Consider the following 23,868-nt stretch of genomic DNA (forward strand, 5'->3'; position numbering starts at 1 on the left):
TCCAAGAGCCTTGCGCAGGCTGGGTGTTCACTTGCGTCGGCGTCCGGTGCGCCGCAGCGCGCTGTCGGCCGCGACGGCGACGAGGATGACCGCGCCGGTCGCGAACGACGTCCAGTTGATGGGTACTTCGAAGAACACCAGCCCCGAGGCCACGACCGACAGGATCATCGCGCCCGCCACCGCGCCGACGACCGAGCCGCGGCCGCCGGCCAGCGGGGTGCCGCCGATGATGCAGGCGGCGATGGCCTGGAGTTCGTACCCCTGGCCGAGGGTCGGGTCGCCGGCGCCGTAGAAGGCGAGGGCGAGGGAGGCGGCGCAGGCGGTGGTCAGGCCGGACAGGGCGAGGGCCTCGACTCGCGTGCGCACGACGGGGATTCCGCTGAAGGCGGCGGCGTCCGGATTGGAACCGATCGCCCGCACCCGCGCCCCGAAGCGGGAGCGGGTGAGCACCACGGCGAGCACGACGACCACCGCGAGCAGCACCCACAGCGCGAACGGCACCCCGCCCGGATCGCCGCCCGCGAAGGTGAAGAACGAGTTCCCGAGCGGCAGATCGGTGATCTGCTTGCCGTCGGCGAGCGCGAGCCCGACACCCCGGTACAGCATCAGCGTGCCCAGCGTGACGATGAACGACGGCAGCGCGAGCAGCGTCGTCACCAGCGCGTTGAAGACGCCGAGCACGATCCCGGTCACCAGCATCACCGGCACCGCCAGCCACGGATTCAGCCCGTCCCGCACCAGCAGCGCGCCCACGACCAGGCACATCGCGTACGTGCCGCCCACCGACAGATCGACCTCGCGCATGGCCAGCGCGAAGACCATCCCGCACGCCATCAGCGAGATGTAGACCGAGTTGTGGGCCGTGGAGAGCAGATTGCCGGTGTCGAGGAAGTCCGGGTACGGGATGCCGATGCCCGCGATCAGCAGCGCCAGCACCACCAGCACACCCAGCTCGTCCCGCACCAGCCGCCGGGGCAGCGGCCGGCGCCGGCGCGGCCCGCCACCCTGATCGCGGGCGCGCTCGGCGTCGTCCACGGCACGCTCGGTCTCGGTCATCGGGCACGGCTCCCGTACGGCTGGCGCTGGCGTCGCAGGCAGCGTCGATCCCCCGGCCGCGACCGGCAACCAGGTCGTTTCAGCGAGTGGAATGCGCCCTTGCCCAGCGGCTGACGGGTCATCACACTCGGCGCATGGAGACGCGTACCGCCCTGGTGACCGGTGCGGCACAGGGCCTCGGGCAGGAGTTCGTCGTCGCGCTCGCCGGGCGCGGGTACCGGGTGGCCGGACTGGATCTGTTTCCGCAGCCGGAGACCGCGGGGAAGGTGCTCGACTACCTGGAGCTGGTCGGCGACGTCACCGACGAGGAGCAGGTACGGGCGGGGCTGGAGCGGGTGATCGACCAGTTCGGCACCCTGCACGTCGTCGTCAACAACGCTGGCGTCTACCCCGCGAAACCCTTCGAGGAGACGACCGCCGAGGACTGGCGCCGGGTCATGCGCGTCAACCTGGAGGCCCCGTTCCTGGTCACCAAGTCCGCGCTGCCGTATCTGAAGGCCGCCGGCTGGGGCCGGATCGTCAACATCGTCTCCGCCGCCGTCTTCACCGCGCCGCCCACGATGGTTCCGTACGTCGCCTCGAAGGCCGGCCTGATCGGCTTCACCCGGGCCCTCGCGTCCGCCCTCGGCCCGTACGACATCACCGTCAACGCGATCGCGCCCACCATGGTCCGCACCGCCACCGCCGAGCGCACGGTCGGCGCCGCCGGCGGCTTCGACGAGGTCCGCTCGGGCCAGGTCGTCAAGCGCACCCAGCACCCGTCCGACCTGGTCTCCACCCTCCTCTACGTGGTCGACGAGGGCAGCGGCTTCCTCACCGGCCAGACCCTCAACGTGTCAGGAGGATCCGCCTTCCTCTGACATGGCGAGCCACTGGTGCACCTCGTCCCTGAGCGACCGCTGGAAGGTCGTCAGCAGCGCCTGTACGACGATGGGCTGCATGTGCGCCGACAGCGACTTCACGTCCTCCTCGGCCCGCTCGGCCACCTCGCCCCGGAACAGCTGCGACAACTCGTGCGCGGCGGCCCGCGAGTGCGCGACGAGCACCTTCCGCGCCGCCAGGATCGCGTCCTGCGAGAGCGGTACGTCGAGCAGCTGCACGGCGAGCCGGAGCAGCCCCGCGTCGACGCGGTACCCGTCCCCGTCCGGCCGCACCACGCCCATCGCGGTGAGCCGCTCCACGTCGTCCGCGCCCAGCGGCCGCCCCGCCCGCCGCTGGAGCTCCTCCGCGGACACCGTCTCCACCGTCTCCGGCGCCCAGGAGGCCACCACGGCCCGGTGGATGGCCAGGTCGTGATGGCTGAGGTCCGGCGGCAGCTGCTCCATGTACCGCTCGATCGCGGCCAGCGTCATGCCCTGGTGCTGGAGCTCCTCGATCAGCGCGAGCCGGGCCACGTGCTGCTGCCCGTAGTGCCCCACCCGCCGCGGCCCGATCACCGGCGGCGGGAGCAGCCCCTTGGTGCCGTAGAACCGGACCGTGCGGACCGTGATGCCGGCCCGCGCGGCCAGTTCGTCGATCGTGAGCGTCGGCTCCCCGAGGTCGCTGCCGCTGCCGGTGTCGGTCGTCATGTGCAGCAGTATCGCTGTCACACCAGTACTGCGAAACCTCGTACGAGATGCTCGTGGGGCCTGTGAGAAGAGCCGCTGTGTGATCCGTGCCATCGCAGGCGCCCGCGGACGCGGGCGACGCCGGCTACAGCAAGGACCTCAAGGCCCGCCACGTCAACATGATCGCCATCGGCGGCGCGATCGGCACCGGCCTCTTCCTCGGCGGCGGCGGCCGCCTGCACAACGCGGGCCCGGCCCTCGCCCTCGCCTACCTGGTCTGCGGGATCTTCGCGTTCTTCGTGGTCCGCGCCCTCGGCGAGCTAGTCCTCTACCGCCCGTCCTCCGGTTCCTTCGTGTCGTACGCGCGCGAGTTCCTCGGTGAGAAGGGCGCGTACGTCGCCGGCTGGATGTACTTCCTGAACTGGTCGACCACCGGCATCGCCGACATCACCGCGATCGCGCTCTACACGCACTACTGGAGCCTGTTCACGGACATCCCCCAGTGGACGCTGGCGCTGATCGCGCTGGCCGTGGTCCTCGCCGTGAACCTCATCTCGGTGAAGATCTTCGGCGAGATGGAGTTCTGGCTCGCGATCATCAAGGTCGCCACACTCGTCGGCTTCATGCTGATCGGCATCTTCCTGCTGGCCACGCGACACGAGGTCGACGGCCGGACTCCGGGTTTGAGCGCGATATCCGACCACGGCGGGATCTTCCCGCACGGCGTCATGCCGGTGGTCCTCGTCATGCAGGGCGTGATCTTCGCGTCCGCCGCCCTCGAACTCGTCGGCGTCGCGGCGGGCGAGACCGCGGAGCCGGAGAAGGTCGTCCCGCGCGCGGTGAACTCCATCATGTGGCGCGTCGGCCTCTTCTACGTCGGCTCGGTCGTCCTGCTCGCCCTGCTCCTCCCAGGCTCGGTGTACTCGGCGGACGAGAGCCCCTTCGTCACGGTCCTGTCGAAGATCGGCGTGTCGGGTGCGGGTGACGTGATGAACCTGGTGGTCCTCACGGCGGCGATGTCCTCGTTGAACTCCGGTCTGTATTCCACGGGCCATATCCTGCGCTCCATGGCAATGGCGGGCTCGGCCCCGAAGTTCACGGCCCGCATGAACCGCAGCCAGGTCCCGTACGGCGGCATCCTGCTGACCTGCGCGGTCTGGGTGCTCGGCGTCGGCCTGAACTACCTGATGCCCAGCCAGGCCTTCGAGATCGTGCTGAACGTCGCCTCCCTCGGCATCATCAGCACGTGGGTGATCATCATGGTCTGCCACCTGGTCTTCGTCCGCCGCGCCAGGGCGGGCCTGGTCGACCGCCCCACGTTCCGTCTCCGCTTCAGCCCGTACACCGAGATCGCCACGATCGCGTTCCTGCTGGTCTGCCTGGGCACGATGGGCAACGACCCGGAGGTCGGCCGCAAGACCCTCCTGCTCATCCCGGTGATCGCCGCGTTGCTGGTGGCCGGGTGGTTCGGGGTCCGCCGCGGGGTCTCCCGGGCGGCCGACACGGAGCTGTCCCAGCTGACGAAGTAGCAGGCCGGCGCCACTGTCAGTGGCATCGCCTACGGTGGCGTCATGTCGGAGATCACTTACATCCGGGGGGACGCCACCACGCCGTCGGCGAAGGGTGTCAAGGTGATCGCCCATGTCTGCAACGACATCGGGGGATGGGGGAAGGGCTTCGTGCTGGCCATATCGCGCCGCTGGCCGCAGCCGGAGGCGGCCTACCGCGCGTGGCACCGCGACCGCGCGGCGAACGACTTCGGCCTGGGCGCGGCACAGTTCGTCCAGGTCGAGAAGTACGTGTGGGTGGCCAACATGATCGGCCAGCGCGGGACGAAGACCGGCAGCAAGGGCGTCCCGGTCCGCTACGAGGCGATCGACACGGCCCTCGCCAAGCTCGCCGACAAGGCCCTGGAGCTGGGTGCCTCGGTCCACATGCCCCGGATAGGGTGCGGTCTGGCCGGTGGCAAGTGGTCCCGCGTCGAGCCGCTGATCGTGGAGCGGCTGGTGCGGCGGGGCGTCGACGTCACGGTCTACGACCATGGGGAGGGCCTGAGTTGAGCCGCGAGATCGACGTCCTCGTGCTGGGCGGCGCCGGCGTGGACACCATCGTGCACGTGCCGCGGCTGCCGCTCCCGTACGCCGACAGCTACATGATCGAGCAGGGCATCCGCACCCGCGCCGGCCAGACCGGCGACTTCGTGGCCCTGGGCCTCGCCGCCCTCGGCCTCCGCGTCCACCACCTCGACCTGCTCGGCGACGACCCGGAGGGCGACCTGGTCCGCGCCCTGCACGAGGAGAAGGGCATCGCGCTCACGGCGATCCCCCAGCCCGCCGGGACCAAGCGCGCCGTGAACCTCGTCGGCCCCGACGGCAGAAGGCTCTCCCTGTACGACGTGAGCCGCTCCCACCCCGACGACCGCTTCCCGGAGACCACGGTCCGCACCCTGGCCGAGGCGAGCCGGCACGTACACGTCGCCATCACCCAGCCCGCCGCCCACACCCTCCCGCTCCTGCGAGCCGCGGGCGCGACCCTCTCCACCGACCTGCACGACTGGGACGGCGAGAACCCCTACCACGAACCGTTCGCGTACGAGGCGGACGTGGTCTTCCTGTCCACGACCGCGCTCCCGAACCCCGAGCGCACGATGCGCCGTATCACCGAGCGCGGCAGGGCCGAGGTCGTCGTCGCCACGGCGGGCGCGAAGGGCGCCTACCTGCTGACCGACGACGAACTGACCCACATCCCGCCCGCGGCGCCGCCCGCACCGGTGGTGGACACCAACGGCGCGGGCGACGCCTTCGCCGCGGCCTTCCTCTACGGCTGGCTGAACCGCGAGACCCCGGAGCGCGCCGCGCTCTACGGCACGATCGCGGGCGCCCACGCCTGCACGGTCCCGTCGACGGAGACGGAGTCGATATCCCGCGAGGAGCTCCTGAAGGCCGGCGCGCGTCAGGACTAGTGCACGTCGTTCGTCGCCTCGATCTTCTTCCACGACTTCGGCTGTACGGGCGCGACCGCCGCCGCCCTCTTCACCGCGCCCGCCGCAGGCTTGCTCGGCTGGAACAGCCAGGCGTCGAACAGCGCCGACAGCGACTTCCCGGACACCTTCTCGGCGTACGCCTCGAAGTCCGCCACCGAGGCGTTCCCGTACGCGTGCTCCTGCGGCCACCCCTTCAGGATGGCGAAGAAGGCGTCGTCCCCGACCGCGTTCCGCAGGGCCTGTACGGCCAAGGCCCCCCGGTCGTACACCGCGATGTCGAACTGGTCGTCCGGCCCCGGATCCCCGGGCTTCACGGTCCAGAACGCGTCGTCGGCCGGATGCGAGGCGTACACGTAGTCGGCGAGTTCCTGCGCCGTCCCCTCACCCTCGTGCTCGGACCACAGCCACTGCGCGTACCGGGCGAACCCCTCGTTGATCCAGATGTCCTTCCAGCCCTTGAGCGACACCGAGTCCCCGTACCACTGGTGCGCCAACTCGTGCACGACCACTGAGGTGTTGGACCCGCTCGCGAACTGCCGCGGGCTGTAGTACACCCGCGTCTGCGTCTCCAGCGCGTACCCGGTGGTCGTGTTCGGCACGTACCCGCCCGCCGAGCTGAACGGATACGGCCCGAAGTAGCCGCTCAGCCAGTCGACCAGCTCGCCGGTCCGCTCCACGCTCGCCCGCGCCGCCCCGTCGTTGTCCCCGAGGTCCTTGCTGTAGGCGTTGACGACCGGTACCCCGCCCTCGGAGGTACTGGTCGTGACGTCGAACTTCCCGACCGCCAAAGTGGCCAGATACGTCGCCTGCGGCTTGTTCTCCCGCCAGTTGTAGCGGGTCCAGCCGAGCCGTGAACTCGTCGACTGGAGCAGCCCGTTGGAGATGACCTGCGTGCCGTCCGGCACGGCGACCGACACGTCGTACGTCGCCTTGTCCAGCGGATGGTCGTTGCTCGGGAACCACCACCACGCCGCCTCGGGCTCGTCCGCCGCGACGGCCCCGTCCGGCGTCCGGTGCCAGGTGCTGAAGCCGTACGCGCTCTTCGAGGACGGCACCCCGCTGTACCGCACGACCACGGTGACCGCCGTCCCCTTCGCCAGCGGTGTCTTCGGTGTCACCACCAGCTCGTGCCGGCCCGAGCTCGCGAAGGAGGCCTTGGCGCCGTTCACCCGCACTTCGCTGACGTCCAGCAGGAAGTCCAGGTCGAAGCTCGACAGGTCCTCGGTGGTCTTCGCCAGGATCGTCGCCGTACCCGCCAACTCGTCGGTCGCGGGCTGGTACTGAAGACGCAGGTCGTAGTGGGAGACGTCGTATCCGCCGTTGCCGTAGGCCGGGTAGTAGGGGTCGCCGATGCCCGGCGCGCCGGGGGAGAAGCTCGCGGCCGACGCCGGGATCGCCAGCAGCAGGGAGGCCGCGGCGAGTGCGCCCGGCGCGATGAGTCTGCGATGCACGAAAGGCTCCAAGTGGTGGGGGCACGAGGTCTGTTCGGAGCCTATTCATTCCCTGTGTGCGCAGACCTGTCCACGGCCCCACGTGTCACACGATCGCCATTCGGCCGTATCACTCCTCCCGGCCCTCCTACTACCCCTTTCTGTACGGGAGTTGACCGTTGTAACGTCCGCGCATGCCGATACGCATGCGCTTCACGACCTGGAGACCGCTCGCGACGGCGGCGATCGCCGTCCTCATGGCAGCCTTCATCGCCCCGGCGGCGGCCCACGCGACCGCGCGCGAGAGCCAGCCCGTCTACTCCTATGCCAACGCCATCCGCGAGGCCGTGTGGGTGGACACCGGACTCGACGGGGACGGCGACGGAAAGACCGACCGCGTCGCCGCCGACATCGTCCGCCCGCGCGAACCCGCCCAGCAGGGCCGCAAGGTGCCCGTCATCATGGACGCCAGCCCCTACTACTCCTGCTGCGGCCGCGGCAACGAGAGCCAGAAGAAGACGTACGACGCCAATGGCAACGTCGTGCAGATGCCGCTCTTCTACGACAACTACTTCGTGCCCCGCGGCTACGCCTTCGTCGGCGTCGACCTCGCCGGCACCGACCGCTCCGACGGCTGCGTGGACGTCGGCGGCCGCAGCGACATCCAGTCCGCGAAGGCAGTCGTCGACTGGCTGAACGGCCGCGCCAAGGCGTACACCACCCGCACCGGCACGACGACCGCCAAGGCCGGCTGGACCAACGGCAGAACCGGCATGATCGGCAAGAGCTGGGACGCCACCATCGCCAACGGCGTCGCCGCCACCGGCGTAAAGGGTCTCAGAACCATCGTCCCGATCAGCGGCATCTCCTCCTGGTACGACTACTACTTCGCCAAGGGCGCCCCGCTCTACGACTCCGGCCCGGACTGGCTCTCCGACTACGTCGACAGCCCCGACGCGCGGGCCAAGTGCGCCGCCGTACAGCAGAAGATCGTCGACGGCGCCCCGCGCACCGGCGACTGGACGCCGTTCTGGACCGAGCGCGACTACGTCAAGGACGCGAGCAAGGTGAAGGCGAGCGTCTTCCTGATCCACGGCATGCAGGACCTCAACGTCCGCACCAAGCACTTCGGCCAGTGGTGGGACGCCCTCGCCAAGAACGGCGTCGAGCGCAAGATCTGGCTCTCCCAGACCGGCCACGTCGACCCCTTCGACTTCCGCCGCGCCACCTGGGTGGACACGCTTCACCGCTGGTTCGACCACGAACTCCTCGGCTACGACAACGGCATCGACCGCGAGCCGATGGCCGACATCGAGCGCCACCCCGACCAGTGGGTCACCTCCAAGACCTGGCCGCCGGCCGGCACGACCACCACGACCCTGCGCCCGGCCACCGGCACCCAGGCGGGCGTCGGCACCCTCGGCCTCACCAAGGGCAAGGGCACCGAGACCTTCACCGACGACCCGACGCAGAGCGAGACCGACTGGGCGGCCCAGATCGACACGTCGACCCCCGACAAGGCCGGCTTCGTGACGCGACCCCTCACCCACGACCTGCGCCTGTCCGGCTCCTCCAAGGTGACGATCACCGCGACCCCGACCACCCCGACGGCCCACCTCTCCGCCGTCCTGGTCGACCTCGGCCCCGACACCATCCGGGACTACGCCGACGCAGCCGAGGGCATCACCACCCTCACCGACCGCAGCTGCTGGGGCGCGAGCACCGCGGGCGACAGCGCCTGCTTCAAGAACACGCAGGCCAAGAAGGCGGACGTCGACTACACGGTGTTCAGCCGCGGCTGGGCCGACCTCGGCAACTACGCCTCCGACGTCAAGGGCGTCCCGCTCACCCCGGGCAAGGCCTACACCATCACCCTCGACCTCGCGGCCACCGACCACGTCGTCCCGGCCGGCCACCGCCTCGCCCTGATCGTCGCGGGCACCGACAGGGACCTCATCGACCCGCCGACCGACAAACCGACCCTCACCCTGGACCTGACCCACACCACGGCCCACGTCCCACTGGTCGGCGGCGCGACGGCGTTCACCCGGGCCACATCAGGCAAGTCGGCCACGGCACCCACGGCCGCGACCCTGAAGGGGGTACGCGACCCGAGCACCGCACACCGCATCCCGCTCGGCTAAGAAACAGGGCGCACGACAGCGCCCCTTTTAGGGGCGCGGGGAACTGCGCGACCAGCCACAACGGCGCCGCAGACGCCAAACGACCCATCGCGGCACCCTGCGGAGCGCTAGGCGGCCGGACAAACCAGCCCGGCCGCCTCCTCCGCACACCCCCACGCCACGGTCACACCCGCCCCACCATGCCCATAGTTGTGCACCAACACCCGCCCACCAGGCAGAACTTCACGCTCCAGCCGCACAGCATCCCGCGCCGGCCGCAGCCCCACCCGGTGCTCCAGCACCCGCGCCCCCGCGATCTCGGGCCGCAGCGCCGCACACCGCCGTACGATCGCCTCGGCCACCGCCGGATCCGGCTCCAGCGACCAGTCGTCCTCGACCGCCGTGCCGCCCAGGATCAACCGCCCCGGCTGCGGGAAGAAGTACGCCATCTCCCCGTCGGCGCCGGTGGAGGTGAGCCAGGTGCGGATGCCGGGGTTCGCCACGACCACGAGCTGCCCCCGCACGGGACGTACGGCAGAATCCGGTACGAGCTCGCGGGCGGCCAGCCCGGTGCAGTTGACCACCACCGGCCCGGCCACCCCGCCCAGGTCGGTCACCGTACGCTCCTCGACCTTCCCGCCCGCCGCCAGCAACCGCTCCCGCAGCCACGGCAGATGAGCCGCCATGTCGATCAGCGGCAGCCGCGCCCACATCCCGGACCCGGCGTACTCCTCGGCCGTCGACGCCCGCAGCCCCGGCACCCGGGCGGCCGCCCACTCCTCGGCCTGGTCCAGATCCGCCTCGCCCAATACCCCTTCGACCATGCGTACGCCGGTCACCTCGGGCCGCGCCGCCAACTCCTCGTACACGTCCAGCGACCTGAGCGCCCACGCGCGCGCCCGCGCCGCCGGCTCGATCCGGTACGGCCACCACAGCGCCCCGGCAACCGCCGAGGTGGTCCGCTCGACGGGATCCCGCGTCCACACCCGCACCCGTACGCCCCGCTCGGCGAGGACCACGGCGGTCGTGAGGCCGATGATCCCGCCGCCGACCACGATGACATCGTTGTTCGATCCGCTCTCCACGCCCGGACCGTAGCGGAATGTCCCATGCCGTGCTCAGACCGCGTCCGGTCTGGGGATACTCACAGCATGTCTGCCGAGTACGCGACCTTCGGCCTGGCACCGGCGATGCGTGCCGGTGGCGTCCTCGCCAACGGTGACTACCAGGTGCACCGGGACTTCGTGGACTTCATCGTCGACGGACGCCCGCTGCTGTTCCAGCTCTCCGACCTCGACGCCGTCTCCCCGCTCGCCTCCGACGTCCCGCCCGCGATCTTCACCGAACAGGTCCGCGGCCTCCTGCTGGAGGCGGAACCCCCGCTTCCCGACGGTCGTTACGTCATCTACGGCTGCCCCGAGTGCGCCGACCTCGCGTGCGGTGCCGTCACCGCGGTCATCGAACGGGACGGCGACGACTACATCTGGCGCGACTTCGCCTGGCAGACCGAGGAACAGGCCGACCTCGAACTCAACGGCTACCACGGCATAGGGCCGTTCCGCTTCCACGGCGCCGAGTACCGCGAGGCGCTGGCCGCGCTGCTCGACGGGGAGTCCCGGTCGCCGCGCCGCCGGGTCCTGCTCATCGGCGCGCGTGTCGCCCTGCTCGCCAAACTGGCCGCCGCGCTGCGCACGATCGGGATCGGCGCGGACATCGCCCACGACGCGGAAGGCGTTCCCGCGGACGAGCTGGCCGCCTACGGCGCGGTTGCCTTCGGCCGGGCCATCCCTCAGGAGGAACGTGCCGCCGTGCGCCGCGCCTTCGAGCAGGCCGGACTCGATGTCGCCTATGTCGAGGGGCTCGCGCCGATAGTGCCGCTTCTCGTGGCCCAGATCGAACACGCCCTGGACCGCAGCCCGGTGGAGCAGCGGCGGCTCACGCGGCTGGTGGCGGCGGACGGGGAGGCGGGGGTGGAGGTGACGTCGCCGTGCCGGGTGCGGCTGACCGCGTACCGGCTGGACCGGTTGTACCGGACCCATGCGAACGAGGTCTTCGACGGGGTGCTCGAAGCGGGGCGCCATCGGATCGCTCTCGACGCGAAGGCGGTGAAGGGGGAGTCGTTCGTGGTGGCGCGGACTTCGGGGAGTGTGCTGGTGGAGGCGATGGCTCGGTAGCGCTCCGGCCGGCCCCGCCCATTAGGATCGCCCTCTGTGAGCGCAACCCTCGTCGTCAAGAATCTCGCCGCCGGGCACGGTGATCGGTCCCTCTTCTCGGGGCTCGATCTCGTCATCGCGCCCGGGGATGTGATCGGGCTGGTCGGTGCCAACGGTGCCGGTAAGTCCACGCTGCTCAGGATGCTCGCGGGGCTGCTCGCGCCGGAGCAGGGGGAGCTCAGGCTCTCTCCGCCCACGGCGACCGTCGGGCATCTCCCGCAGGAACCCGAGCGCCGCCCCGGCGAGACCGTCCGCGAGTTCCTCGCCCGCCGCACCGGCGTCGCCGAGGCCCAGCGCGTGATGGACGAGGCGACCCAGGCGCTGGTGGACGGCGCGCCCGGCGCCGACGACGCGTACGCGACGAGCCTGGAGCGGTGGCTCGATCTGGGCGGCGCCGACCTGGAGGAACGGGCGGAGGAGGTCGCCGACTCCCTCGGCCTCGCCGTCGACCTGGACCAGCCCATGACCTCCCTGTCCGGCGGCCAGGCGGCCCGCGCCGGTCTCGCGTCCCTCCTCCTCTCCCGCTACGACGTCTTCCTCCTCGACGAGCCCACCAACGACCTCGACCTGGACGGCCTCGAACGCCTCGAACGGTTCGTGAAGAGCCTGCGCGCCGGCACCGTCGTCGTCAGCCACGACCGCGAGTTCCTCACCCGCACGGTCACCAAGGTCCTCGAACTCGACCTCGCCCAGCGGCAGATCAACCTCTACGGCGGCGGCTACGAGGCCTACCTGGAGGAGCGCGAGGTCGCCCGCCGGCACGCGCGGGATGACTACGAGGAGTACGCCGACAAGAAGGCGGCCCTCCAGGACCGCGCCCAGATGCAGCGCTCCTGGATGGACAAGGGCGTCAAGAACGCGCGGCGCAAGGCGAACAACGACAACGACAAGATCGGCCGCAAGTTCCGCAGCGAGGCCAGCGAGAAGCAGGCCGCCAAGGCCCGCCAGACCCAGCGCATGATCGAACGACTGGACGTCGTCGAGGAGCCCCGCAAGGAGTGGGAGCTGCGCATGGAGATCGCGTCGGCCCCGCGCTCGGGCGCCGTGGTCGCCACCCTGCGGGACGCCGAGGTGCGGCGCGGCGACTTCAGCTTCGGCCCGGTCTCACTCCAGATCGACTGGGCGGACCGGGTGGCGGTGACCGGCGCGAACGGCGCGGGCAAGTCCACCCTGCTCGGCGCGCTCCTGGGCCGCATCCCCCTGGACGCGGGCCACGCGGCGCTGGGCTCCGGCGTCCTGATCGGCGAGGTGGACCAGGCCCGCAAGCTTTTCCACGGCACGGAGTCCCTGCTGGACGCGTTCTCCGCGGCCGTCCCCGACACGGAACCGGTCGAAGTGCGCACCCTTCTGGCCAAGTTCGGCCTCAAGTCGGATCACCTGCTGCGCCCGGCCACCAGCCTGTCCCCGGGCGAACGCACCAGGGCGGCCCTGGCCCTCCTCCAGGGCCGGGGCGTCAACCTCCTGGTCCTCGACGAGCCGACCAACCACCTCGACCTGCCGGCCATCGAACAACTGGAGTCGGCCCTCGACGCCTACGAGGGCACCCTCCTCCTGGTCACCCACGACCGCCGCATGCTGGACGCGGTCCACGTGACCCGCCGCCTGGAGGTCTCGGCGGGCAAGGTCACCGAACGCTAGCGGCTCGACCAGGGAGAGACGATGGGCACGTCGCCGAAACGGCCGACCGTGAAGATCAAGCACGAACAGGTCGTGGTCGCGCGCATGCGCGGAACCCAGGACCGGATCGCGGACGCGATCACCGCGTTCGCCGGGACCATGACGTTCGTGTACCTCCACGCCCTGTGGTTCGCGGTGTGGATCGTGTGCAACGAGGGCGTGTTCGGCAAGGGCGCGATCTGGGACCCGTATCCCTTCGGGCTGCTCACCATGATCGTCAGCCTGGAGGCGATCTTCCTCTCCACCTTCGTCATGGTGAGCCAGAACCGCCAGGCGGCCCGCGAAAACGTCCGAGCCGACCTGGACTTCGAAACCAACGTCCGCTCGGAGGTCTGGTCGGTCCACATGGGCCGAGCGCTGGGGGTGGACCCGGTGGCGGTGGAACACCGGGTCCAGGAACTACTGAAGGAAAACCGAACCCGCATGAACGAGGGTCACTGAAGTCAGCGCCCCTTGTTCTTCTGATCCAACAACCCGGCCTTGCGCAGAGCATCGGCCATCGCACTGTTCGCCGGCGGCGGAGCCTGACGAGAACCGCCACCCTGACCGCCACGCCCGCCCTGCCGCGGCTGCTGCTGCCGCTGCTGAGGCGGACGCCCACCCCGCTGCTGTCGCCGCTCACCGCCGGAGGCCGTCGCGTCGTCGTCCAGCCGCAGCGTCAACGAGATCCGCTTCCGCGGAATGTCGACGTCCAGCACCTTCACCTTGACGATGTCGCCCGGCTTGACCACATCCCGCGGGTCCTTCACGAACGTCTTGGACAGCGCGGAGACATGCGCCAGCCCGTCCTGGTGGACACCGACGTCGATGAACGCCCCGAACGCCGCCACGTTGGTGACGACACCCTCCAGCACCATCCCCGGCGCCAGGTCGGAGATCTTCTCGACGCCCTCCTTGAAGGTCGCCGTCTTGAAGGCCGGACGCGGGTCACGGCCCGGCTTCTCCAGCTCCTTGAGGATGTCGGTGACGGTCGGCAGACCGAACGTCTCGTCCACGAAGTCCTGCGGCCGAAGCGAGCGCAGCACACCCGTGTTGCCGACCAGCGACGCGACCTCCTGCCCGGACGTCTTCACCATCCGCCGGACGACCGGGTACGCCTCCGGGTGCACGCTGGACGCGTCCAGCGGGTCGTCGCCGCCGCGGATCCGCAGGAAGCCCGCGCACTGCTCGTACGCCTTCGGACCGAGCCGCGCCACGTTCTTCAGCTGGCCGCGCGACTTGAAGGGACCGTTGGCGTCCCGGTGCGCCACGATGTTCTCGGCGAGACCCGAGGTGATGCCGGACACGCGCGCGAGGAGCGGGGCGGACGCCGTGTTGACGTCCACGCCCACGCCGTTCACACAGTCCTCCACCACCGCGTCCAGTGAACGCGACAGCTTCACCTCGGAGAGGTCGTGCTGGTACTGGCCGACGCCGATCGACTTGGGGTCGATCTTCACCAGCTCGGCCAGCGGGTCCTGGAGACGGCGGGCGATGGAGACGGCGCCGCGCAGCGACACGTCCATGTCGGGCAGCTCCTGGGAGGCGAACGCGGAGGCCGAGTACACGGACGCGCCGGCCTCCGACACCATCACCTTGGTGAGCTTCAACTCCGGGTGCTTGGTGATGAGTTCACCGGCGAGCTTGTCGGTCTCGCGGGACGCCGTGCCGTTGCCGATCGCGACCAGCTCGACCGCGTGCTCCTGGGCGAGCCGGGCCAGCTTGGCGATCGCCTCGTCCCACTTGTTCGCGGGCACGTGCGGGTAGATGACGTCGGTCGCGACGACCTTGCCGGTCGCGTCGATGACGGCGACCTTCACGCCCGTACGGAACCCGGGGTCCAGGCCCAGCGTCGCGCGCGTGCCGGCCGGGGCGGCGAGCAGCAGGTCGCGGAGGTTCTTCGCGAACACGTCGACCGCCTCGTCCTCCGCGGCCGTACGCAGCCTCAGGCGCAGGTCGATGCCGAGGTGCACCAGGATGCGGGTGCGCCAGGCCCAACGGACCGTGTCCTTCAGCCACTTGTCGGCGGGGCGCCCACGGTCGGCGATGCCGAACCTGTGGGCGACGATCCCCTCGTACGACGAAGGCCCCTCGGTCGGCTCCTCCGGCTCCAGGACGAGGTCGAGGACCTCCTCCTTCTCGCCCCGGAGCATCGCGAGGACGCGGTGCGAGGGCAGCTCCCTGAACGGCTCGGCGAAGTCGAAGTAGTCGGCGAACTTGGCGCCCGCCTCCTCCTTGCCCTCCCGCACCTTGGCCGCCAGCCGCCCGCGCACCCACATGCGCTCGCGCAGCTCGCCGATCAGGTCGGCGTCCTCGGAGAACCGCTCGGTGAGGATCGCCCGGGCTCCGTCCAGTGCGGCCTGCGGGTCGGCGACACCCTTGTCGGCGTCGACGAACGCGGCGGCCGCGGCGAGCGGGTCCACGGTCGGGTCGCCCAGCAGCCCCTCGGCGAGCGGCTCCAGGCCCGCCTCGCGCGCGATCTGCGCCTTGGTGCGCCGCTTCGGCTTGTACGGCAGGTAGATGTCCTCGAGGCGCGCCTTGGTCTCGGCGCCGCGGATCTGCGCCTCCAGCTCCTCGGTGAGCTTGCCCTGCTCGCGCACCGAGTCGAGGATCGCGGTCCGGCGCTCCTCCAGCTCCCGCAGATACCGCAGCCGCTCCTCGATCGTGCGCAGCTGCGCGTCGTCGAGCATCTCGGTCGCTTCCTTGCGGTAGCGGGCGATGAAGGGCACCGTCGAACCGCCGTCGAGCAGCTCCACGGCGGCCTTGACCTGCCGCTCCCGTACGCCGAGCTCCTCGGCGATCCTGCCTTCGATGGAGCTTACGAGGGGTGTCGTCACGATCCCGTACCGCCTTCTCACTGAGGTTGCGCCGCAATTGTGGCAGGTGGCACCGACAATCGTGGATCAGGGCGGCAACGGGCAGGCAGGGGCGGCGGAATCAGGCCCTTCGGCCGCGTGTGGAGGCCGAGGCTCCGCCGAAGAGGCGGGCCAGCGCCCGGAAGGGCAGCGTCACGACGGTGGCGATGGCGCCACCGATCTGCCGCAGCACGTCTGCTATCGCTCGGAACACGAACTTCCCCTTTCCTCTCCCGCCCAGGACGGCCGGGAGAGGCCCGGGTACCCGCAATTCCTCAGCGCTTACCGATGAGATCCACCGGGAACGCCCCGGCCGCCAGCGCGGCACCCGCGAACCCCCGCCCCAGCTCCGTCAGCCGCGTGACGCCCTCCGCGCCCAGATGCTCGTACGGCGCCCGGTCCAGCCGGTCCGTCTCCGCCTCGATCTCGGCCCGGAGGGCGACGCCCTGCTCCGTGAGTTCGCCCGCCCCGTCCAGCAGCCCGCGCTCCCGCAGCCGCCCGGCCGTCGCGTCCCACTCCTCCTGGCTCCAACCGCGGCTGCCGAACACCCACTTCGGCGCCATGCCCTTGCCGGTGGCGGTGTGCGTCACCACGGCCTCGAGACCGTCGAGCCGCGCCGACATCAGCACGGCGAGGTGCCCGTCGCCCCGGTGCTCGCGCAGCAGCGTGGCGGCGTGGAAGTACGCCAGGTGCGGCTCCTCGGGCACCGGCAGATCTGCGTGGGCGGCGTACAGCGGCCGGGCGGAGCGCGAGCAGGCCTCGGTGGCGCGCAGTGCGAGTCCGGCCGCCTCCGCCATCTCCGCGGACCCCACCACCTCGTCGCCGAGGAGCCGTCGCAGGGTCGCGTCGACGGCACGCGCGCGTGCCGCGAGCACATCCGGCGGCCCGGCGGCCGACCACACGGCCGGCACATGCCGGGCCACCAGCTCGTACTTGTAGTTGTAGAACGCCGCCGCCACCGTGCCCGGCCCCACCGGGCCCATCGCGGCCGCCCGCACGGCGAAGTTGACGGCCCTGGGGTGCGCGATGCCGATCGCCGCCATCTCCGTGCCGAGGTCGGGCGAGAAGTAGAGCGTCGCGTGCAGGGAGTTGAGCGCGTTGTGGCAGCGGCGGCCGGCGCGCGGTTCGAGGACGGCGGTAGTCATGCCCGGCAGGTTACCGACTGGTTGGTACGGCCTCCAGGCCCGTGTCGCCTGTCACGTCCACGACGCCATCCCCAGCGGAGTCCCCGATGGCAGGAAAGGTGGGCTGCTCGTCATTGCGGCCATCGACCGGCCCGCCAAGAATCGAAGGCATGGAAACCGTCCTGGTCGTCCTCTTCGACAACGTGCAGAGCCTCGACGTCACCGGCCCGGTGGAGGTCTTCAACGGCGCCGAGCGGCACCGCCCGGGGACGTACCGGATCCGCACCGCCTCCCCGGACGGCGCCCCCGTGCGCACCTCCAGCGGCCTCACCCTGGTCCCGGACCACTCCTTCGCCGACGCCCCGCCCGCCCACACCCTGCTGGTCCCGGGCGGGGCCGGCACCCGGCGGCCGGACCCGCGCGTGGTGGCCTGGCTGCGCGAGCAGGGCCCGCGCGCCGAGCGCCTGGTCTCGGTGTGCAGCGGGGCGCTGCTGCTCGCCGAGGCGGGCCTGCTCGACGGCCACCGGGCGACCAGCCACTGGTCGGTCTGCGAGAAACTCGCCCGCGAGTACCCGGACGTCGAGGTCGACCCGGACCCCATCTACATCCGCGACGGCCGCCTCGCCACCTCGGCCGGCGTCACCTCCGGCATCGACCTCGCGCTCGCCCTGGTCGAGGAGGACCTGGACCGCGAGGTCGCCCTGTCCGTCGCCCGCCACCTGGTCGTCTTCCTGCGCCGCCCGGGAAACCAGGCCCAGTTCAGCGCCCAGCTCGCCGCCCAGACGGCACAGCGTGAGCCGCTGCGCGAGGTCCAGCAGTGGATCACCGAACACCCCGGCGCGGACCTGTCGGTGGAGACCCTCGCGGCCCGCGCCCGCCTCTCGCCCCGCCACTTCGCCCGCGCCTTCCAGACCGAGACCGGCATGACCCCGGGCCGCTACGTCGACCGGGTCCGCCTCGAACACGCCCGCCGCCTCCTTGAGGACACCGCCGACGGCGTCGAGGAGATCTCCCGCGCCTGCGGCTACGGCACACCGGAGGCGATGCGCCGCTCCTTCGTCCGCACACTCGGCGCGGCACCGGCCGAGTACCGGCGCCGGTTCCGCCCGGCGACCACCCACTGAGCACCCGCCGACCCAAGGGGGAACCCATGCAGTTCGCGATCGTCCTCTACGACCGCTTCACCGCCCTCGACGCCGTGGGGCCGTACGAGACCCTCGGCCGGCTGCCCGACTCCGAGACCGTCTTCGTCGCCGAGCGCACCGGTCCGGTCCGCAACGACAACGGCAACCTCGCCCTGATCGCCGAGAGGACGCTGGCCGAGGTGCCGAACCCGGACGTCCTGGTCGTCCCCGGCGGCCCGGGCCAGACCCCGCAGATGGAGAACGCGGCCCTCCTCGACTGGATCCGCACCGCCGACGCCACCAGCACCTGGACCACGTCCGTGTGCACCGGCTCCCTGCTGCTGGCCGCCGCCGGCCTCCTCGAAGGCCGCCGCGCGACCTCCCACTGGCTGGCTCTCGAAGAGCTCAGGAAGTACGGCGCCGAGCCGACGGGGGAGCGGGTCGTGACCGACGGCAAGTACGTCACCGCGGCCGGCGTCTCCTCCGGCATCGACATGGGACTCACCCTGCTGGGCAGGATCTCCGGCGACTTCGTGGCCCAGGCCGTGCAACTGGGCATCGAGTACGACCCGCAGCCGCCCTACGACGCCGGGTCGCCGGAGAAGGCACCGGCGGACGTCATGGAGTTCATGCGATCCCGCAGCCGGTTCATCCTCGGTCAGGAACAGCCCACGTGAACCGCGGCTGACGGCGCTCCAGGAACGCGGCGACACCCTCGGCGGTGTCGCCGCTGCCGCGCGCCTGCCCGGTCCAGTACGCGTCCCGGTCGGTGCGGCCGTTCGCGAACTCCTTCGCCGCGGCCTGCGTCAGCTGCGAACGGGACACCAGGATCCGGGTGAACTCCGCGACCCGCTTGGTGAGTTCGCCCTCCGGCAGCACCTCGTCCACCAGGCCGGTGCGCAGCGCCCGCTCCGTGTCGATCAACTCCCCGGAGAACAGCAGGTACTTCGCGGCGGCCGGCCCCACCAGCGACACCAACCGCCGGGTGGAGGAGGCCGGATACACGATCCCGAGCTTCGCCGGAGTCACCCCGAACAGCGCCCCCTCCTCGGCGAACCGCAGATCGCAGGCCGCCGCCAGCTGCGACCCGCCGCCCACGCAGTGCCCCCGGACCGCGGCCAACGTCGGCTTCGGAAAGGCCGCGAGCGCCTCCTCGGCCGCCACCGCCAGCCGCTGCGCCTCCTCCGGCGACCCCCGCAGCGTGGAGATGTCGGCCCCGGCGCAGAACGTCCCGCCCTCCCCGGTCAGCACCAGCGCCCGTACGTCCGCGTCGGCGGCGAGGGTGTCGAGCAGCGGCGGCAGGGCCGCCCACATCGCGGCCGTCATGGCATTGCGCTTGGCGGGGTTGTGGACTACGACGGTTGCGACGGAGTCGGTGACGGTGTGCAGCAACTGGGGCTCCATGGGCCGGATGCTAGCCGCACCCCGCGACCGTACGATCAAGAAGGGGGCCGTAGCCCGAGGAGGCCCCGCATGGCCGCACAAACGCAGGCGACCGCCAAGCTCAGCCGCGGCTTCGGCTGGCTGGCCGCACTCGGCGTCGTCCTGGTCCTGGCCGGACTCGTCGGCCTCATCTACACCGGAGTCGCCACCCTCACCTCGATGCTCCTGTTCGGCTGGCTCCTGCTGATCGGCGGCGCCGTCGGCCTGCTGCACGCGATCCAGGCCCGCGGCACCAACTTCTTCTGGCTCGGGGTCGTGGTCGCCGCCCTGAACATCGCGGCCGGCGTCGTCGTCATCCGCCGCCCCGAGGCCGCCGCCGAGGCGCTGACCATGTTCGCCGCGCTGCTCTTCCTGACCGGCGGTGTGTTCCGGCTGGCCGGCAGCCTGGTGGTGCGCGGTCCGCAGTTCGGCTGGACCCTGGTGCAGGGCGCCTTCGACCTGCTGCTCGGCATCCTGGTGCTGGCCTCCTGGCCGAGCAGCAGCAAGTACGTCATCGGCTGCTTCTTCTCGCTCGCGCTGCTGTTCGACGGACTCGGCCTTGTCGCCACCGGGTTCGGCGGTCGCCGTATCGTCGGCATGGTCTCCGAGCGGCTCGCCCCGGCGGGCGACGGGGAGGAATCGGGCCAGGACGCTATCAAACCCGTACAACCCGAATAGTTCGCGAAGCCCGCTGAAGTGGGACAAGAGCGGTCGCATAACTGACCAGGCCATAAGACATCGGTCGCAAGTGCTCGATTACTGCTGACTTCTGTTCAGTCATCCGGAGCGGAGCGTGTCGTTACCAACACTCGACGTGTGGTGACAATCGAGCGCAAGGGTGGCGACCGGACGATGGAGAACCACGGGCGCGGGTCCGGCCCACGCCCAGAAGGGGGCCCGGACGAGCCCCTCGAGCCGAGGCCCGCGGACCCACTGCCGTACGAAGGCGTCTGGCGGTTCACCGCCCCGGCCGTCGACGCCTCGGTCCCGCAGGCCCGGCACGCCGTACGGGACCTGCTGTACCGCCAGGGAGTGCCCGTCTCCGACGAACTGGTCCACGGCCTCCTGCTGATCGTCTCGGAGCTGGCCACGAACGCCGTGAAACACGCGGCGCTCCTCTCGCCGATGCTCGCCGTCGAGGTGGCCGTGGGTGCCGAGTGGGTGCGGGTGTCCGTGGAGGACAACCACCCCTATCGCCCGACCGCGCTGGAGGCCGACCACGGCGGCGAGGGCGGCCGGGGGCTGCTGCTGGTCAGCGAGGTCACCCGGGAGGCGGGCGGGGTGTGCGACGTCGAGCACACGGCGAGCGGCGGCAAGGTGATCTGGGCCGCCCTGCCGCTCAAACCCGTGCGGGTGCTCTGAGGGGCGTCACCAGCCGGCCGACGGGCCCGTCAGCTCCCGTACCGCCGGACGCGCCGCGTCCAGCACCGTCATGAACCAGGACGAGAAGGTGTCCTTCGCGTGCCGCTCCGCCAGCTCGGCGGGGGTCACGAAGGCCGTGTCGCCGACCTCCTCCGGGTCCGGCCGCAGCGGGGACTGCACCATCCCGACGAACAGGTGGTTGTACTCCTGCTCGACCAGGCCCGAGTCGGGGTCCGGGTGGTTGTAGCGCACCGTGCCCGCCTCGGCGAGCAGCGACGGGGAGACGCCCAGTTCCTCGTACGTCCGCCGGGCCGCGGCCGCGAAGGGGGCCTCGCCGGGGTAGGGGTGGCCGCAGCAGGTGTTGGACCACACACCGGGGGAGTGGTACTTGCCCAGCGCCCGCTGCTGCAGCAGCAGCCGGCCCTGCTCGTCGAAGAGGAAGACGGAGAAGGCGCGGTGCAGCTGCCCCGGCGGCTGGTGGGCGGCCAGCTTCTCCGCGGTGCCGATCGTGACGCCGTCCTCGTCGACCAGTTCCAGCAAAATCGCGTCTGCGGTGCCGTTCGACGGACTGTGCGTCGCGGTGGCAGGTGTGATCGGCATACCCATCCTTCACATCGGTCTTCGCGCCCCAAGTGTGCCGTACGAATCCGGCACTCCCGGCAGTTGATCGTGCCCGGCGCGGCGGGCGGGGAACCGTCCGGGGCGGGGCTGTGGGACTCAGGACGCAGCCGGGCGGCGGATCGCTGCATTCCGGCCGCGAGGCGTCCCACCTGCCTCAATGGCAGAGTTTCGCCTCGTGTTCCGCGTGCCCGCCCGGTTCCAGCTGGAAGGTGCAGTGCTCCACGTCGAAGTGGTCGCCGAGGCACTCCTGGAGCTCGTGCAGCATCTTCTCGTGGCCGATCGCACTGAGCACCTCGGAGCGCACGACCACGTGCGCGGACAGCACCGGCATGCCCGAGGTGATCGTCCAGGCGTGCAGATCGTGTACGTCCTCCACACCGTCCAGGGCGATGATGTGGGCCCGCACCTCCGCCATGTCGACGCCCTTGGGAGCCGTCTCCAACAGGACGTCCAGGGTCTCGCGCAGCAGCTTGAGGGTGCGCGGCACGATCATCAGGCCGATCACCAGCGAGGCGATCGGGTCGGCGGCCTGCCAGCCCGTGGCGAGGATCACCAGCGCGGAGACGATCACCGCGAGCGAACCGAGCGCGTCCGCGGCCACCTCCAGGAACGCCCCGCGCACGTTCAGGCTCTCCGACTGACCGCGCACCAGCAGCGTCAGCGAGATCATGTTCGCGACCAGACCGATCAGACCGAACACGATGGTCAGCCCGCCCGCGGTGTCGGCCGGCGTCACGAACCGCTGGATCGCCTCGTACAGGACGTAACCGCCGACCCCGAGCAGCAGCAGACAGTTGGCGAGCGCGGCAAGGATCTCGGCGCGGGCGTACCCGAAGGTGCGGTTGCCGACCGCGGGCCGGTTCGCGAAGTGGATGGCGAGCAGCGCCATGCCGAGCCCCAGCGCGTCGGTCGCCATGTGAGCGGCGTCCGCGATCAGTGCGAGCGAGTCCGCGAGCACACCGCCGACGATCTCGACCACCATGACGGTGAGCGTGATCGACAGCGCGACGCGCAGCCGCCCGCGGAACGCCGCGGTCGCCGTACCGGTGGGCGGCGCATGCGAGTGGCCGTGTCCGTGGTCGTGCCCAGCCCCCATGGCGGCCACCCTCCAACGCGTCGATCCCGGAACAGTCCTTCCGGGATCACAGTGAACTACGGGGGTGGGGTATCGGGCAACGCGGCACTGAACACCGTTGTCATGTGCCCTGACCTGCGGAAACAAACCGCAGGTCAGGGCAGCCTAAGTTCACTTGCCGTGATGCAGCAGCCAGCCCTGCCAGGCGGACTCCGCCATCTCCCGCACCCCGCGCCGGGCCGTCCAGCCGAGCTCCTCGGCGGCCCGCGCGGCGGAGGCGACGGCCCGGGGCGCGTCACCGGGACGGCGGGCCTCCACCACGGGCGTACGGCGGTCGCCGGTCACCTCGCCGATGACGGAGATCAGCTCACGCACGGAAACCCCCTCGCCGCGGCCGATGTTGACCGTGAGGTCGCCGTCGCGGTCCCCGAGCCGCCGGGCCGCCGCCAGATGGGCCTCGGCCAGGTCGGCGACGTGGATGTAGTCGCGGATGCAGGTGCCGTCCGGCGTCGGATAGTCGTCGCCGAAGATCCGCGGGGCCTCGTCGCGGGTGAGCCGGTCGAAGACCATCGGGACGATGTTGAAGACACCGGTGTCCGCCAGCTCGGGCGCGGCCGCGCCCGCCACGTTGAAGTAGCGCAGGCACACGGTCGAGATGCCGTGCGCCCGGCCCGCCGCCCGGACCAGCCACTCGCCGGTGAGTTTGGTCTCGCCGTACGGGTTCACCGGCGCGCACGGAGTGTCCTCGGTGATCAGGTCCACGTCCGGGTTGCCGTAGACGGCCGCGGAGGAGGAGAACAGGAACTTCGCGACGCCGGCCTCGGCCACCGCTTCAAGCAGCGTCGCGAGGCCGCCGACGTTCTCCCGGTAGTAGCGGGTCGGCTGGGCCACGGACTCGGCGACCTGCTTGCGGGCCGCGAGATGGACGACGCCCGTCACGCCGTACTCGCCGAACACCCGCTTCAGCAGGGCGCCGTCGAGCGACGAACCCTCGACGAGCGGGACGCCCGAAGGCAGTCGCGCGGGGTACCCGGCCGAGAGGTCGTCCAGCGCGACGACGCGCTCCCCGGCCTCCGTCATGGCCCGCGCCACATGGGCCCCGATGTATCCCGCTCCGCCAGTGATCAGCCATGTCATGGTCGCCCACCCTATGCCGACGTTTCGGCACGTCACCCAATGTCCCGGATGCCCGGTCTGGGAGGCGCGGTTTGTGGGCGGAGCCCCGGATCACCGATGATGATCGTGGCAAAGGCCAGTGGAGACTCCGTTGATCGGCC

23 protein-coding genes are annotated in these 23,868 nt (G+C 71.0%); 12 read left to right on the forward strand and 11 right to left on the reverse strand.

Annotated elements, in window-relative coordinates:
- Positions 1-27: 27 nt before the first annotated feature.
- Complete coding sequence (locus tag ABZ848_RS15485) at positions 28-1,056, reverse strand: ABC transporter permease (protein WP_360831202.1); 1,029 nt, start codon at positions 1,054-1,056, stop codon at positions 28-30.
- Between the two features lie 134 nt (positions 1,057-1,190).
- On the opposite strand from ABZ848_RS15485, the gene ABZ848_RS15490 reads away from it, so the two are divergent.
- Complete coding sequence (locus tag ABZ848_RS15490) at positions 1,191-1,916, forward strand: SDR family NAD(P)-dependent oxidoreductase (RefSeq protein WP_360831205.1); 726 nt, start codon at positions 1,191-1,193, stop codon at positions 1,914-1,916.
- On the opposite strand, the gene ABZ848_RS15495 is transcribed toward ABZ848_RS15490, so the two are convergent.
- Positions 1,893-2,624: a MerR family transcriptional regulator gene (locus tag ABZ848_RS15495; RefSeq protein WP_360831208.1), complete on the reverse strand. Its 732-nt coding sequence runs from the start codon at positions 2,622-2,624 to the stop codon at positions 1,893-1,895. The genes ABZ848_RS15490 and ABZ848_RS15495 overlap by 24 nt on opposite strands.
- A gap of 86 nt (positions 2,625-2,710) precedes the next feature.
- Between ABZ848_RS15495 and ABZ848_RS15500 the strand changes: the two genes are divergently transcribed.
- Genes ABZ848_RS15500 through ABZ848_RS15510 form a run of 3 tightly spaced genes read left to right on the forward strand, consistent with a single transcriptional unit; the run spans position 2,711 to position 5,565 of the window.
- Complete coding sequence (locus tag ABZ848_RS15500; protein ID WP_360831210.1) at positions 2,711-4,132, forward strand: amino acid permease; 1,422 nt, start codon at positions 2,711-2,713, stop codon at positions 4,130-4,132.
- A gap of 42 nt (positions 4,133-4,174) precedes the next feature.
- Positions 4,175-4,663 carry a macro domain-containing protein gene (locus tag ABZ848_RS15505; RefSeq protein WP_360831213.1) on the forward strand — a complete coding sequence of 163 codons (489 nt, stop codon included), beginning with the start codon at positions 4,175-4,177 and terminating at the stop codon, positions 4,661-4,663.
- Positions 4,660-5,565 carry a PfkB family carbohydrate kinase gene (locus tag ABZ848_RS15510; RefSeq protein ID WP_360831216.1) on the forward strand — a complete coding sequence of 302 codons (906 nt, stop codon included), beginning with the start codon at positions 4,660-4,662 and terminating at the stop codon, positions 5,563-5,565. Before ABZ848_RS15505 ends, ABZ848_RS15510 begins: the two co-directional genes overlap by 4 nt.
- On the opposite strand, the gene ABZ848_RS15515 is transcribed toward ABZ848_RS15510, so the two are convergent.
- On the reverse strand, positions 5,562-7,037 hold the full coding sequence (locus ABZ848_RS15515) for a M1 family metallopeptidase (RefSeq protein WP_360831218.1): 1,476 nt from the start codon (positions 7,035-7,037) through the stop codon (positions 5,562-5,564). The two genes, ABZ848_RS15510 and ABZ848_RS15515, sit on opposite strands and share 4 nt — an antisense overlap.
- A gap of 173 nt (positions 7,038-7,210) precedes the next feature.
- Here ABZ848_RS15515 and ABZ848_RS15520 point away from each other — a divergent pair, with 173 nt between their 5' ends.
- Entirely contained in the window at positions 7,211-9,160 is a 1,950-nt protein-coding gene (locus ABZ848_RS15520; RefSeq protein WP_360831220.1) for a Xaa-Pro dipeptidyl-peptidase, read from the forward strand.
- Positions 9,161-9,267: 107 nt separating this feature from the next.
- On the opposite strand, the gene ABZ848_RS15525 is transcribed toward ABZ848_RS15520, so the two are convergent.
- A complete protein-coding gene (locus ABZ848_RS15525) occupies positions 9,268-10,224 on the reverse strand; it encodes an FAD-dependent oxidoreductase (RefSeq protein WP_360831223.1) in 957 nt (318 codons plus the stop codon).
- 66 nt (positions 10,225-10,290) lie between these two features.
- On the opposite strand from ABZ848_RS15525, the gene ABZ848_RS15530 reads away from it, so the two are divergent.
- From ABZ848_RS15530 to ABZ848_RS15540, 3 genes are read left to right on the forward strand one after another with little or no spacing between them, the layout of a single operon-like run.
- Positions 10,291-11,313 carry an oxidoreductase gene (locus tag ABZ848_RS15530; protein ID WP_360831226.1) on the forward strand — a complete coding sequence of 341 codons (1,023 nt, stop codon included), beginning with the start codon at positions 10,291-10,293 and terminating at the stop codon, positions 11,311-11,313.
- A gap of 36 nt (positions 11,314-11,349) precedes the next feature.
- Positions 11,350-12,990, forward strand: coding sequence for a ribosomal protection-like ABC-F family protein (gene abc-f / locus ABZ848_RS15535; protein WP_360831229.1), 1,641 nt, complete (start codon positions 11,350-11,352; stop codon positions 12,988-12,990).
- Between the two features lie 21 nt (positions 12,991-13,011).
- Positions 13,012-13,470: a DUF1003 domain-containing protein gene (locus tag ABZ848_RS15540; RefSeq protein WP_360831232.1), complete on the forward strand. Its 459-nt coding sequence runs from the start codon at positions 13,012-13,014 to the stop codon at positions 13,468-13,470.
- Positions 13,471-13,472: 2 nt separating this feature from the next.
- On the opposite strand, the gene ABZ848_RS15545 is transcribed toward ABZ848_RS15540, so the two are convergent.
- From ABZ848_RS15545 to ABZ848_RS15555, 3 genes are all read right to left on the reverse strand, one after another.
- Positions 13,473-15,845, reverse strand: a complete 2,373-nt coding sequence (locus ABZ848_RS15545) for a Tex family protein (protein WP_360831235.1) — start codon at positions 15,843-15,845, stop codon at positions 13,473-13,475.
- Positions 15,846-15,945: 100 nt separating this feature from the next.
- Positions 15,946-16,077 (reverse strand): LPFR motif small protein, encoded by a 132-nt coding sequence (locus tag ABZ848_RS15550; RefSeq protein ID WP_308289913.1) that lies wholly within the window; start codon positions 16,075-16,077, stop codon positions 15,946-15,948.
- Between the two features lie 61 nt (positions 16,078-16,138).
- Entirely contained in the window at positions 16,139-17,008 is an 870-nt protein-coding gene (locus ABZ848_RS15555) for a hypothetical protein (RefSeq protein ID WP_360831238.1), read from the reverse strand.
- A gap of 149 nt (positions 17,009-17,157) precedes the next feature.
- Between ABZ848_RS15555 and ABZ848_RS15560 the strand changes: the two genes are divergently transcribed.
- Positions 17,158-18,111, forward strand: coding sequence for a GlxA family transcriptional regulator (locus ABZ848_RS15560; protein WP_360831241.1), 954 nt, complete (start codon positions 17,158-17,160; stop codon positions 18,109-18,111).
- Positions 18,112-18,137: 26 nt separating this feature from the next.
- Entirely contained in the window at positions 18,138-18,788 is a 651-nt protein-coding gene (locus ABZ848_RS15565; RefSeq protein WP_360831244.1) for a DJ-1/PfpI family protein, read from the forward strand.
- Here ABZ848_RS15565 and ABZ848_RS15570 read toward each other — a convergent pair.
- Positions 18,760-19,515 (reverse strand): enoyl-CoA hydratase/isomerase family protein, encoded by a 756-nt coding sequence (locus tag ABZ848_RS15570; RefSeq protein ID WP_360831247.1) that lies wholly within the window; start codon positions 19,513-19,515, stop codon positions 18,760-18,762. The two genes, ABZ848_RS15565 and ABZ848_RS15570, sit on opposite strands and share 29 nt — an antisense overlap.
- Positions 19,516-19,584: 69 nt before the next feature.
- Here ABZ848_RS15570 and ABZ848_RS15575 point away from each other — a divergent pair, with 69 nt between their 5' ends.
- Together ABZ848_RS15575 and ABZ848_RS15580 are read left to right on the forward strand one after the other, a co-directional pair.
- On the forward strand, positions 19,585-20,211 hold the full coding sequence (locus ABZ848_RS15575) for an HdeD family acid-resistance protein (protein WP_360831250.1): 627 nt from the start codon (positions 19,585-19,587) through the stop codon (positions 20,209-20,211).
- A gap of 174 nt (positions 20,212-20,385) precedes the next feature.
- Entirely contained in the window at positions 20,386-20,895 is a 510-nt protein-coding gene (locus tag ABZ848_RS15580) for an ATP-binding protein (protein WP_242763595.1), read from the forward strand.
- A gap of 6 nt (positions 20,896-20,901) precedes the next feature.
- Here the strand turns inward: ABZ848_RS15580 and idi are convergent, their stop codons facing one another.
- The 3 genes from idi to galE all read right to left on the reverse strand — a co-directional run bounded on the left by idi (position 20,902) and on the right by galE (position 23,728).
- Complete coding sequence (idi, locus tag ABZ848_RS15585; protein ID WP_360831253.1) at positions 20,902-21,495, reverse strand: isopentenyl-diphosphate Delta-isomerase; 594 nt, start codon at positions 21,493-21,495, stop codon at positions 20,902-20,904.
- 175 nt (positions 21,496-21,670) lie between these two features.
- Positions 21,671-22,612 carry a cation diffusion facilitator family transporter gene (locus tag ABZ848_RS15590; protein WP_360831255.1) on the reverse strand — a complete coding sequence of 314 codons (942 nt, stop codon included), beginning with the start codon at positions 22,610-22,612 and terminating at the stop codon, positions 21,671-21,673.
- 150 nt (positions 22,613-22,762) lie between these two features.
- A complete protein-coding gene (galE, locus tag ABZ848_RS15595; RefSeq protein WP_360831258.1) occupies positions 22,763-23,728 on the reverse strand; it encodes a UDP-glucose 4-epimerase GalE in 966 nt (321 codons plus the stop codon).
- Positions 23,729-23,868: the final 140 nt, after the last annotated feature.

It is taken from the genome of Streptomyces sp. NPDC047081 (genome assembly GCF_040643775.1).
Taxonomy (GTDB): Bacteria; Actinomycetota; Actinomycetes; order Streptomycetales; family Streptomycetaceae; genus Streptomyces.

Excerpts from the sequence above, each read along its gene's own strand:
- ABZ848_RS15485 (WP_360831202.1), bottom strand. The coding sequence starts at position 1,056 with ATGACCGAGACCGAGCGTGCCGTGGACGACGCCGAGCGCGCCCGCGAT.
- ABZ848_RS15490 (WP_360831205.1), top strand. The coding sequence starts at position 1,191 with ATGGAGACGCGTACCGCCCTGGTGACCGGTGCGGCACAGGGCCTCGGG.
- ABZ848_RS15495 (WP_360831208.1), bottom strand. The coding sequence starts at position 2,624 with ATGACGACCGACACCGGCAGCGGCAGCGACCTCGGGGAGCCGACGCTC.
- ABZ848_RS15505 (WP_360831213.1), top strand. The coding sequence starts at position 4,175 with ATGTCGGAGATCACTTACATCCGGGGGGACGCCACCACGCCGTCGGCG.
- ABZ848_RS15520 (WP_360831220.1), top strand. The coding sequence starts at position 7,211 with ATGCCGATACGCATGCGCTTCACGACCTGGAGACCGCTCGCGACGGCG.
- ABZ848_RS15530 (WP_360831226.1), top strand. The coding sequence starts at position 10,291 with ATGTCTGCCGAGTACGCGACCTTCGGCCTGGCACCGGCGATGCGTGCC.
- ABZ848_RS15540 (WP_360831232.1), top strand. The coding sequence starts at position 13,012 with ATGGGCACGTCGCCGAAACGGCCGACCGTGAAGATCAAGCACGAACAG.
- ABZ848_RS15555 (WP_360831238.1), bottom strand. The coding sequence starts at position 17,008 with ATGACTACCGCCGTCCTCGAACCGCGCGCCGGCCGCCGCTGCCACAAC.
- ABZ848_RS15560 (WP_360831241.1), top strand. The coding sequence starts at position 17,158 with ATGGAAACCGTCCTGGTCGTCCTCTTCGACAACGTGCAGAGCCTCGAC.
- ABZ848_RS15565 (WP_360831244.1), top strand. The coding sequence starts at position 18,138 with ATGCAGTTCGCGATCGTCCTCTACGACCGCTTCACCGCCCTCGACGCC.
- ABZ848_RS15570 (WP_360831247.1), bottom strand. The coding sequence starts at position 19,515 with ATGGAGCCCCAGTTGCTGCACACCGTCACCGACTCCGTCGCAACCGTC.
- ABZ848_RS15575 (WP_360831250.1), top strand. The coding sequence starts at position 19,585 with ATGGCCGCACAAACGCAGGCGACCGCCAAGCTCAGCCGCGGCTTCGGC.
- ABZ848_RS15580 (WP_242763595.1), top strand. The coding sequence starts at position 20,386 with ATGGAGAACCACGGGCGCGGGTCCGGCCCACGCCCAGAAGGGGGCCCG.
- idi (WP_360831253.1), bottom strand. The coding sequence starts at position 21,495 with ATGCCGATCACACCTGCCACCGCGACGCACAGTCCGTCGAACGGCACC.
- ABZ848_RS15590 (WP_360831255.1), bottom strand. The coding sequence starts at position 22,612 with ATGGGGGCTGGGCACGACCACGGACACGGCCACTCGCATGCGCCGCCC.
- galE (WP_360831258.1), bottom strand. The coding sequence starts at position 23,728 with ATGACATGGCTGATCACTGGCGGAGCGGGATACATCGGGGCCCATGTG.